This is a genomic window from Streptomyces sp. NPDC007875 (assembly GCF_042868035.1).
Taxonomy (GTDB): Bacteria; Actinomycetota; Actinomycetes; order Streptomycetales; family Streptomycetaceae; genus Streptomyces; species Streptomyces antimycoticus.
The window spans coordinates 20714-30783 of sequence record NZ_JBIADZ010000048.1 but is presented as its reverse complement, the minus strand read 5'-3'; the positions used below and the strand labels follow the sequence as shown (position 1 = coordinate 30783).

The following is a 10070-nucleotide window of genomic DNA, read 5'->3' as shown; positions in this document are numbered from 1 at the left end:
CTGACCGGACACACCGGCACCGTAAGGGCGGCGGCGTTCAGCCCAGACGGCCACACCCTGGCCACCGCCAGCGACGACAAGACAGTGCGCCTGTGGGGCATGACGGCGGGAGAAACGCGCACCACCCTGACCGGACACACCAAGACCGTAGGGTCGGTGGCGTTCAGCCCAGACGGACGCACCCTGGCCACCGGAGGCGAGGACAAGACGGTGCGCCTGTGGGACTTGGCGGCGGGAAAAACGCGCACCACCCTGACCGGCGACATTGTGGGGGCAGCGGCGTTCAGCCCGGACAGCCACACCCTGGCCACCGGAGGCGAGGACAGCAAGGTTCGGTTGTGGGATGTGACGACCGGCAAACGACGCACCACCCTGACCGGACACACCGGCACCGTAAGGGCGGCGGCGTTCAGCCCAGACGGCCACACCCTGGCCACCGCCAGCGACGACAAGACAGTGCGCCTGTGGGACATGACGGCGGGAAAAACGCGCACCACCCTGACCGGCGACATTGTGGGGGCAGCGGCGTTCAGCCCGGACAGCCACACCCTGGCCACCTGGCAGTGGGATAGGGCCACCTGGCGGCGGGACAGGAAGGTCCGGTTGTGGGACGTGAGGACGGGAAGGTCACGCATCACCCTGACCGGGCGCACCGGCACCGCGGGGTCGGCGGCGTTCAGCCCAGACGGCCACACCCTGGCCACCGCCAGCGACGACAAGACGGTGCGCCTGTGGAATGCGACGACCGGCAAACGACGCACCACCCTGACCGGACACACCGGCACCGTAGGGTCGGTGGCCTTCAGCCCGGACGGACGCACCCTGGCCACCGGTGAGGAATTTGGGGAGATCGGGCTGTGGGATGTGACGACCGGCAAACGACGCACCACCCTCACCGCACACACCGAGGCTGTGACAGCGGTGGCCTTCAGCCCGGACAGCCACACCCTGACCACCGGAGGCGAGGACGGCAAGGTTCGGTTGTGGGATGTGACGACCGGCAAACAACGCACCACCCTCACCGCACACACCGACGCTGTGACAGCGGTGGCCTTCAGCCCGGACAGCCACACCCTGGCCACCGCCAGCGACGACAAGACGGTGCGCCTGTGGGACGTGACGACCGGCAAACAACGCACCACCCTCACCGCACACACCGACGCTGTGACAGCGGTGGCCTTCAGCCCAAACGGCCACACCCTGGCCACCGCCAGCGACGACAAGACGGTGCGCCTGTGGGACGTGACGACCGGCAAACAGCGCACCACCCTCACCGCACACACCGAGGCTGTGACAGCGGTGGCCTTCAGCCCAAACGGCCACACCCTGGCCACCGCCAGCGACCACATGACGGTGCGCCTGTGGGACGTTGCTCTTCCTGACCCGGCTTCCTCCATCAGGAAGGTTTGCCAAGCGGTCCATAGGTCCTTCACCCGAAGTGAACAGTCGCTCTACCTGGAGAACCGCCCCTCTCTCTCAGCATGCGAGGAATTTCAGACGGACCGTCGCCGGAACCGGTAGTTACGGCAACTGAACCGCTCCGGGTCTGATGGAGGCTCGATTCCCTGAGAGGATCGAGTCATGGCACGTTCCGTCCCCTTATCCTTCTGAGGTTCGCGAGCGTGCGGTTCGCATGTTGCGGAGATTTGCCCGAACTACCCAACCGAGTGGACCGCGATGAAGGCGGTCGCGGCGAAGCTGGGGATCGGCACGGCCGAGACGGTGCGGACCTGGATTCGCAAGGCCGAGGTCGACGCTGGCCAGCGGCCGGCGTCACGTCCGAGGAGGCCGCGGAGATCAAGCGGCTGCGGGCCGGGAACGCCGAGCTGCGGCGGGCGAACGAGATCCTCAAGGCGGCCTCGGCTTTCTTCGCGGCCGAGCTCGACCGGCCGTGGAAACGCTCGTGGCGTTCATCGACGCACACTTTGCGGGCCACAGTCATGCGTGCGGACTTGGAACGCCGGCAACGGTCATGGTTTCGGAGAAGACCCCGTTCGACGGGTCTCCCGAGGACGCCCAGAGCTGGCGTGACGCCGCCGCTTCGTTCGCCCAGGAGGCACCCAACCGAACGCTCGTCACCGCAAAGGGCACCTCTCACGAGGTGCCGGCGGAACGTCCCGATCTCGTGCTCAAGGCGATCGAAGACATGTTCGCCGCACAGCACTGACCCCCAGGACGCGATCACCCCATCGACCGCAGATGCCCCCGCTGCGTTCGGTGAGCGGTGTGCATCGTGTAGCTGCTGGTCACGGGGCTGGCGTGCGCTGTTTTCAGGATGCTCAGGCTGGCCGGGGCGTATGACTTCGGTCAAGGCCGTCGGTCAGCGGGCGACCTCGCAGTTCGTCAGGACCAGCAGTGCCCTCACCGGCGCAGTCGCCCACTTAGGCTCGATGCGTACCTTGCCGAACACGCCTCAGTTCTGAAGAACTGGCGCCCATCCTGACCAAGCTCCGCACTGACCCAGCCCGCGCCACCCACCTCCTGCGCGGCCTGGTCGTCCTGACGAACCTCGAAGACCGCCGCCAGATGATCTACTCCGCAGGCTGCCGCCCACGATCAGCTCGAGGACTCCGACAGACCCGCACACCAGCCATGTGACCTACGAATTCAAGTTGGCGGAGGCTCATGGACCTGCTACCTCCGCACACCGACGACGGCCGAGGCTTGTCCGAGCCGGCCACCATGGCGACCGACGATTTCCGCGCCGCGCTCGGGTCGGCACTCGAACGCGCCCAGAAGGCCGGGGCCGCCCGCCCGGATGCCACCGTGGAGCAGGTGTCCGTGCTGATCCGGGCCCTCGCCCACGTGGCGACGCCCGACCGGGACGAGGCTCTCGACCAGGCTGTGGACATCGTCCTCGACGGCCTCGGCGTACCGCACTCGTAAGACCACGTCGCGATTCCGAGCCAGGCAGTGTCCTGGCGATCACAGGCTTGGTCGGGACCGGTAGCCAAAATCACCGGACCCGCAGTCGGCGATGGCCGAGTGACAGCAGGCTTTACGATCAGTCCATGACAAACTCTCCAGAGTCCTGGACCGTGCGCCACTTCTCCCAGGCCAACCCCGCTGGTCCGGGCTGCGACAGCGTCCCGGCGCTCCTGCGGAGGCTGGCCGATTCCATCGAGGCGTTGGGCCCCGTCGAGATTCAGGACGTCGTCATCGAATCGGAGACGACCGAGCATGGCCCTTGGCGCTCGGGGACCGTCTACTTCCACCTGCCCGAAGACAGCTAGAGACGGATCCTGGCGATCACGAGCGGAGCCAGATCACGAGGGCCGCGGCGGTGACCGTGCCGGGGAAGGCACAGGCGCCATCGGGGCACCGGCATCAGCCAGTACCGGGAGGCCATGGAAGCCGTCATCGAAGCACAAAGCCGAGGGGCACGCGCCACCCGGGATGGAGGCGTCGGCCGAGGCGAAAGGCCAGGTCGTCGACCTCATATCCGCCTTCCAGGACAGCGTGCGGGCCGCGAAGCAGGCCCGCGGCGAGGAAGGCGGCGAAGGCGAGGTGCGAGAGATGCGGCCCAAGAAGAAGGCTCCCGCCAAGAAGGCTCCCGCCAAGAAGCGGCCCGCGTCCTGACCCCGTCCTGCGTCACCCGCCGAAACATGGGTATACGAGAGTGGACCTGAGGGGGGACCTCCCGAAGGAGCACCGCCGTGATCAAGAAGCTGCACGACATCGGCCTGCGCTCGGAGCACGCCTACACCGCCGCCGTCGCCTCCATCGGCCTGTCAGTCTTCACATGGGCCACATCCCTCCGCGCCGAAACCGGTAAGGGCCTCGACCGGGCAGACCGGTGGGGCATCTTCATCGGCGAGTGGGCACCCACCTTCTTCTGCCTCGGCCTCGCCCTGTCCCACTACGAACAGGAAGATGGCTCGCTGATGGGCAAGGCGCACACCGACGGGGAGCGGCAGCGGCATATGGCGGGCGCCTCTTAGCCCGACGCTCCACGGCTGTCAGCGTGAAGCGAAGGCTGCAGTGCATGTGGGCGCTGGCACCAAGCATCCCCACCGCTTTCGTGCCAGAGCCGACTCACTGACGAACCCTGGCCAGGTTGGTACCCACCATCCGCGTGCGCCATAGCGCGGCCCGGTGGTTCACCGGGCCGCGTCGAGGCGGGGAGTTCAGGCAGTGGGTCGCCGCTCGGGCTCGGTGGTCGCGGTGGGTTGTTCCTTGGCGGCCTGTCGGCGGGTGATGAGGGCGCTGCCGGCGAAAACGGCAGCCAGCGCGCAGACGATCAGTCCGATGACGGCCACGTGGCTGATATGGACGGCGCTGCCGAGGAGGAGGCCGGAGACTCCAAAGTCGGCATCGGAAAAGGTGGAGTTCTGCAGCCCGACGTCGCCGAGGAAGGGCAGGACCAGAAGCGGAAGGAATGTAATCATGATGCCGTTGACCATGGCGCCGAGCACTGCGCCACGTCGTCCGCCCGTCGCGTTGCCAAGGACACCGGACGCGGCGCCGGTCATGAAGTGGGCCACGATGCCGGGGATGATGATCGTCCCCCCCACTGCGACGAGGATTCCCATGCCGATGAGTCCACCGACGAAGCTCGACAGGAAGCCGATCAGCACGGCGTTCGGGGCGAAGGTAAAAACGATCGGGACGTCGAGCGCGGGCCGGGCGTTGGGGACCAGCTTCTCAGAGATGCCCTTGAAGGCGGGAATGATCTCGGCCAGGACCACGCGGACGCCGGCCAGGATGATGAACACGCCGGCGGCGAACTTGCCGGCCTGCATCACGGCCCACAGCAGATACCACTGGCCATTGCTCAGCTTGTCCTCGACATAGCCGGCCCCGGCCACCAGGGTGACGAGCAGATAGATCACGCCCATGGAACTGGCGATGACAACGGTGGTGTCCCTCAGGAAGCCAAGCCCCTTGGGAATCTTCAGGTCTTCCGTGGACTTCTCGGGGTTGCCGAAGAGCTTGCCGATCAGACCACTGGTGGCGATGCCGAAGTTGCCGGTGTGGCCGAGCGCGACATTGTCGTTCTTGGTGGCCTTGCGCATCCAGGGCTGGACGAGCGCGGGCGAGAGAGTGGTGATCAGACCCTGGGCGAGGGCACCCCAGAGGACGGCCTGCCACGAGCTGAAGCCGTTGGCGATGAGAATCACGGCGATCATGGCCGCCAGGTACAGGGCCACATGCCCAGACATGTAGATGAACTTGAACCTGGTGAACCGCGCCAGGAGCACGTTCACCACCATGCCGAAGAAGAAGATCAGCGCGGCCTGGGAGCCGTAGTTGGTGAGCACCTTGCCGACGATGGCCTCGTTGTTGGGCACGACGCCCTGGACACCGAAGGCATACTGGAACATCTCGCCGAAGGGGGTGAGGGCATCTGAAACCACTCCGGCACCCGCCGCCAGGACAAGGAAGCCGACGAACGCCTTGGTCGTCCCCTTGATGGTGTCAGAGAGGGACTTGCGCTGCAGCAGGAGGCCCAGGAGAGCGATCAAGCCGACGATGACGGATGGTTCACGGAAGACATCGAGAAGGTTCTGCAGAACGCTGTTCACTGACAACGCCTCTCTTCGGGCACGACGAGGCCGTGACTGCGGGGATGTGGGTGCCGGACCAGGCGGCGGGAAGACGCATGGCCGGACTGGCTGGTGGCGCACCCGGATCGACGGTGGGATGAGGGGGACGTCGAGGGCGGCGGGCCAAGGCGCACGGGGCGGCTGCCCGACGGGTGGTGTGGCGGGCGCTGCCACCGCGTCGGGCCGCGCCGCCCCGGGACGAACGGGTGGGCCCGGGTCAGAGGAGCCCGTGCCGAGCGGCGGCGGCCTTCACCGCTTCGCGCAGTTCGTCCATGTCGATGATGCTGTTCAAAACGACCACGTCGCCCAGTCCCTGAACGGCGTCCTCCAGGTCCTTCGCCACAAAGAACACGTCTGCGCTGCCCGGTCCGGCGGAGCTGATGTCGGAGTGCTCGACTGTGACGGCCGAGAGCCCCAGCTCACCGACGATGGTCTCGATGTTCATGCGCACCATGAAACTGCTGCCGAGGCCGGTGCTGCACATGGCCAGGAACTTCATTGGGACTCCTCGAACCGAGTGATCAACTTGATGACATCGGGCGCGGAGGCCGCGTCGCGCAGCGCTTGACGGGTCTGGGCGTCCGACAGGATGCGGGCGAGGGAGGCCATGGCACTCATGTGAGCGTCGGCGTCAACGGCCGCGAAGCAGAAATAGAGGTCGACCGCGTGCTCCGGCCGACCGAGCAGCGGGGCGGGCTCCGTCAGCCGCAGCATCGAGATGGCGGTGCGCACGGCCCCGTTCTCGGGCCGGGCGTGGGCCAGGGCGATGCCGTGGCCCAGGTTGATGTACGTTCCGCCGGACGCGATCGACTCCAGCATGGCCTGGACGTAGCCGGGGGTGACGTCACCCGCGTCGAGGAGCGGCCGGGCGACCAGGGTCACGGCTTCCCGCCAGCTCAGCTTGTCTGCGGAGAAACGTATCTTCTCCTCGGTCAAAAGATCACTCAGCATGTGCACCTACGTGGTTGTTCTCAAGGCCGGTCGGAATCGCTACTCGACGTCGGCGACGATGTCGAAGGAGAGTTCCGCGGTCTCGGGGAGGAATTTCGATGTGCCGTGGATGACCGGTTTCCCACCCGGTTCGAAGACAGATGAGGTGGCCAGCAGCAGCGGAGACCCATCGGCCACGCCCAGCAGCGCTGCCTCGCGCTCGTCACACATGTGCAGGCCGACGACGATCTCGTTGCGGGCGAGCAGCAGGTCGTGGTGCGCGCGCAGATAGGCGTAGAGCGAGGTGGAGGTGAAGTCGGCCGTCAGGACGTCCGGGAACCGCTCCTCCTCCACATATGACTCGGCCAGATGGTGCACCACTCCGTTGACCCGTCGCACCCGCTCCAGCCGGATGACGGAGGTTGCCCGGCTGATGTCGAGCGCGGCCGCCAGCCGCGCCCCGGCCCGCATGCGCTCCTGGGCGACCACCTCTGAGGTGACGGTGTGACCTTGGCGGGCCAGCTGCGTGTGGAAGCCGGTCACCTCGTTCACGAACCGCTCGCGGTGCTTCAGGTTGTAGCGCGGGTGGGTCACGAAAGTGCCGCGGCCGTGCTCCCGCACGAGGTATCCGTCCTGGACCAGCTCGTCCACGGCACGACGCAGTGTGATGCGGCTCACTTCGTACTCCGCGCACAGCACACTCTCGGCGGGCAACTGTCCGCCCACGGGGAGGTCGCGGATGCGGTGCAGGAGGTGGTCGCGCACTTGCGCGTACTTGTGCCCCGTCATCTCTGATCTCCTCATCGAGTTCATGTGTCGTCGAGACGTCATGATGACTACAAGCTGCTGAACGCGTCAATAGCCGCAACCGAAGCGAAATACGAGGACAGGTCGGCAGCCGTGCGGCGGATCTTCTCCCCGTACCCTTTCGCTGAGCTTTGAGGTTCCACTCCCGAAGCATCCCTGGTGCTTACACGGAGACATCGGCTACGTTTCCAAAGTCATCATGACGTCATGATCTATCCAAGGAGTCTCCGTGTCCTTCGCAACAGAGCAGACGGCCAGGCCCTCCCCCGGCCGGGCCAGGCAGGTGCTCGACGAGGCGGACGAGCGGGCCATCGCGGTGGCGCGAGCCCTGGCCGTGGACGCGGTCGAGGCGGCCGGCTCCGGCCATCCGGGCACGGCGCTGGCGCTGGCTCCCGTAGCTCACCTGCTGTTCCAGCGCCACATACGGCACGATCCCGCGGACACCTCATGGGAGGGACGCGACCGGTTCGTGCTCTCGTGCGGGCACGCGAGCATCCTGCAGTACACGCAGCTCTACCTCACCGGCTACGGGGTCGAACTGGAGGACCTGCGGCGCTTCCGGCAGCTCGGATCCCTGACCCCGGGACACCCCGAGTACGGGCACACCACTGGTGTGGAAACCACGACCGGGCCGCTGGGCCAGGGGGTCGCCACCGCGGTCGGCATGGCCATGGCCCTGAAACGGGACCAGGGGCGGCTGACCGGGGCCGACGCGGCCGCAGACGGGGTTCCCGACCGCACCGTATGGGTGCTGTGCTCCGACGGCGACCTCCAGGAGGGAATCTCCTACGAAGCCGGGGCCCTTGCCGGGCGCCACCGTCTGGACAACCTGGTGGTGATCTGGGACGACAACAGCATCCAGATCGAAGGGTCAACGGACCTGACGACCCGTGAGGACACGATCGGCCGCTTCACCGCCCAAGGCTGGTTCGTGCAGACCGTGGGCCTGGCCGCCGACGGTGACATCGACACCGACGCGCTCGACACGGCCCTGAGCAGCGCCCGCGCACACACCGGTCAGCCCAGCCTCATCGCACTGAAGTCGCAGATAGCCTTCCCCGCCCCGAACGCGGTCAACACCGCCGCCGCGCACGGCGCTCCGCTGGGACCGGCCGAAGCCGCCGCGGTCAAGGCCCAATTGGGCGTCACCAGCGAGCCGTTCACCGTTCCGGCGGGGGTTGTGCGGCACACCAGGCGTGCCGTCGACCGGGGAGCTGAACTGCACCGCGCCTGGGACACGGCACTCGCGAAATGGACGGCGGCCCACCCTGAGCGTGCGCAGGCCCGCGCACATGCCATCCGGCCCGTCGACACCGCCGCCGTCGCCGATGCGCTCCCGACGTTTGATCCCGGTGCCCCGGTCGCACCACGTGACGCGTCAGGGAAGGTCATCCAGACCCTGGCCGAGACGCTGCCGCGGCTGTGGGGTGGCTCGGCCGACCTCGGCGACAGCAACCGCACGACCATCGCGCCCGGTGGTTCGTTCCTTCCGGCCGACGAGGACGGCGGGCGGGGCCTGAGCGGCCGCAACGTCCACTGGGGCGTGCGCGAACACGCGATGGCCGCCGCCATGAACGGCATCTCCCTCGTCGGCTACGACACCCCGTTCGCCGGCACCTTCCTGGTCTTCAGCGACTACCAGCGGCCCTCCCTGCGACTGGCCGCCCTCATGAACCTCCAGGTGGTCTACGTCTGGACGCATGACTCGGTGGCCCTCGGCGCGGATGGCCCCACCCATCAGCCGGTGGAACACCTCGCCGCACTGCGGGCCATGCCAGGGCTCTCGGTGGTCCGCCCGGCCGATGCCACGGAAACCGCGGCCGCCTGGCTGAGCGCACTCGGCCGCCCGGGGCCCGTCGGGCTGGCGCTGGCTCGTCAGGCGCTGCCCGTGCTGCAGACGCCGATTGACCAAGTGCGAGAGGGTGTGGCCCGCGGTGCCTATGTGGTGGCTGACACCGACGGCGCCCCAGACGTGGTACTCCTGGCCAGCGGCAGTGAGGTACCACTCGCCCTGAAGGCCGCGGAATCGCTCGCACAGCGGGATGTAGCGGCGAGGGTCGTCTCCGTTCCGTGCAAGGAATGGTTCACCGAACAGAACACTGCCTACCGTGATGCAGTGCTCCCGCCGTCCATCCGTGCTCGTGTCGTCGTCGAGGCCGGGTGTGCGTTCGGCTGGCACGACCTGCTCGGCGAGCACGGCCGCACCGTGACCGTCGACGGCTTCGGCACCTCCGCGCCCCCGGCACAGGCGATGGCCTCGGTCGGCATGACCGAACCCGCCGTCGTGGCCGCTGCCTTGGCTTCTCTCTCGGCCGCACGGTCCTGAACACCGCCGGCCCTCCAGACCCGAACGGCAGGGGCGGCCCGCACTCCGCCCGCGGCCACACCCCGCAGTCCGACTCCCCCACCTCTCAGACAAAGGAGCACTCACGATGCCCCAGCGTGTCGTCACCATCGGTTCCCGCAGCGGGCTGCACGCCCGGCCCGCGACCGCGTTCGCCCAAACCGCCGCCAGGCAGCCGGTCCAGGTGACCATCGCCCGCGACGGCGGGAACCCCGTCGACGCGCGCAGTCTCCTGTCCGTACTGGCGTTGGGAGCCGGCCACGGCGACTCGGTGGTACTGGCCGCCGAGGGAGACGGCGCGGAGGCGGCCCTGGAGGAGCTGGCGGTCCTGCTCACCCGCGACCACGACGCCCGGGAAGAGGGATGACACCCGGGACCGACATCGGGCGACGGCCGCCCGGACTCGTGCCCAGTACCCGCTCTGCCGCTGACAGCGGCAGAGC

Annotated in this window: 12 protein-coding genes and 1 pseudogene; 9 read left to right on the top strand and 4 right to left on the bottom strand. The window is 67.8% G+C overall.

What is annotated here, in order from left to right:
* The 7 genes and pseudogenes from ACFYOY_RS46250 to ACFYOY_RS46220 all read left to right on the top strand — a co-directional run.
* Positions 1-1521 (top strand): WD40 repeat domain-containing protein (locus ACFYOY_RS46250; protein WP_388593944.1); only part of this gene is annotated, 1521 nt, incomplete at its 5' end.
* A gap of 28 nt (positions 1522-1549) precedes the next feature.
* A pseudogene (locus ACFYOY_RS46245) lies at positions 1550-1924 on the top strand (hypothetical protein); the annotation flags it as partial.
* Positions 1904-2167, top strand: coding sequence for a hypothetical protein (locus ACFYOY_RS46240; protein ID WP_351902082.1), 264 nt, complete (start codon positions 1904-1906; stop codon positions 2165-2167). The pseudogene ACFYOY_RS46245 and the gene ACFYOY_RS46240, both read left to right, overlap by 21 nt.
* A 458-nt stretch (positions 2168-2625) precedes the next feature.
* Entirely contained in the window at positions 2626-2886 is a 261-nt protein-coding gene (locus ACFYOY_RS46235; protein WP_388593941.1) for a hypothetical protein, read from the top strand.
* Between the two features lie 125 nt (positions 2887-3011).
* Positions 3012-3233, top strand: a complete 222-nt coding sequence (locus tag ACFYOY_RS46230) for a hypothetical protein (protein WP_351901970.1) — start codon at positions 3012-3014, stop codon at positions 3231-3233.
* A gap of 163 nt (positions 3234-3396) precedes the next feature.
* On the top strand, positions 3397-3579 hold the full coding sequence (locus tag ACFYOY_RS46225; protein ID WP_351901969.1) for a hypothetical protein: 183 nt from the start codon (positions 3397-3399) through the stop codon (positions 3577-3579).
* 77 nt (positions 3580-3656) lie between these two features.
* The gene (locus tag ACFYOY_RS46220; protein WP_388593939.1) at positions 3657-3941 is read left to right on the top strand and encodes a hypothetical protein; all 285 of its coding nucleotides are present in this window, start codon (positions 3657-3659) and stop codon (positions 3939-3941) included.
* Positions 3942-4127: 186 nt separating this feature from the next.
* Here the strand turns inward: ACFYOY_RS46220 and ACFYOY_RS46215 are convergent, their stop codons facing one another.
* The 4 genes from ACFYOY_RS46215 to ACFYOY_RS46200 form a co-directional block, all read right to left on the bottom strand.
* Positions 4128-5525: a PTS ascorbate transporter subunit IIC gene (locus tag ACFYOY_RS46215; protein WP_388593937.1), complete on the bottom strand. Its 1398-nt coding sequence runs from the start codon at positions 5523-5525 to the stop codon at positions 4128-4130.
* A 238-nt stretch (positions 5526-5763) separates the two neighbouring features.
* Positions 5764-6045 carry a PTS sugar transporter subunit IIB gene (locus ACFYOY_RS46210; protein WP_351901966.1) on the bottom strand — a complete coding sequence of 94 codons (282 nt, stop codon included), beginning with the start codon at positions 6043-6045 and terminating at the stop codon, positions 5764-5766.
* Complete coding sequence (locus tag ACFYOY_RS46205; RefSeq protein WP_388593934.1) at positions 6042-6497, bottom strand: PTS sugar transporter subunit IIA; 456 nt, start codon at positions 6495-6497, stop codon at positions 6042-6044. Before ACFYOY_RS46205 ends, ACFYOY_RS46210 begins: the two co-directional genes overlap by 4 nt.
* Positions 6498-6536: 39 nt before the next feature.
* On the bottom strand, positions 6537-7265 hold the full coding sequence (locus ACFYOY_RS46200) for a GntR family transcriptional regulator (protein ID WP_351901962.1): 729 nt from the start codon (positions 7263-7265) through the stop codon (positions 6537-6539).
* A 301-nt stretch (positions 7266-7566) separates the two neighbouring features.
* Between ACFYOY_RS46200 and ACFYOY_RS46195 the strand changes: the two genes are divergently transcribed.
* Both ACFYOY_RS46195 and ACFYOY_RS46190 read left to right on the top strand, forming a co-directional pair.
* Positions 7567-9609: a transketolase family protein gene (locus ACFYOY_RS46195; RefSeq protein ID WP_388593974.1), complete on the top strand. Its 2043-nt coding sequence runs from the start codon at positions 7567-7569 to the stop codon at positions 9607-9609.
* Between the two features lie 106 nt (positions 9610-9715).
* Positions 9716-9994, top strand: coding sequence for an HPr family phosphocarrier protein (locus tag ACFYOY_RS46190; protein ID WP_351901958.1), 279 nt, complete (start codon positions 9716-9718; stop codon positions 9992-9994).
* Positions 9995-10070 lie beyond the last annotated feature (76 nt).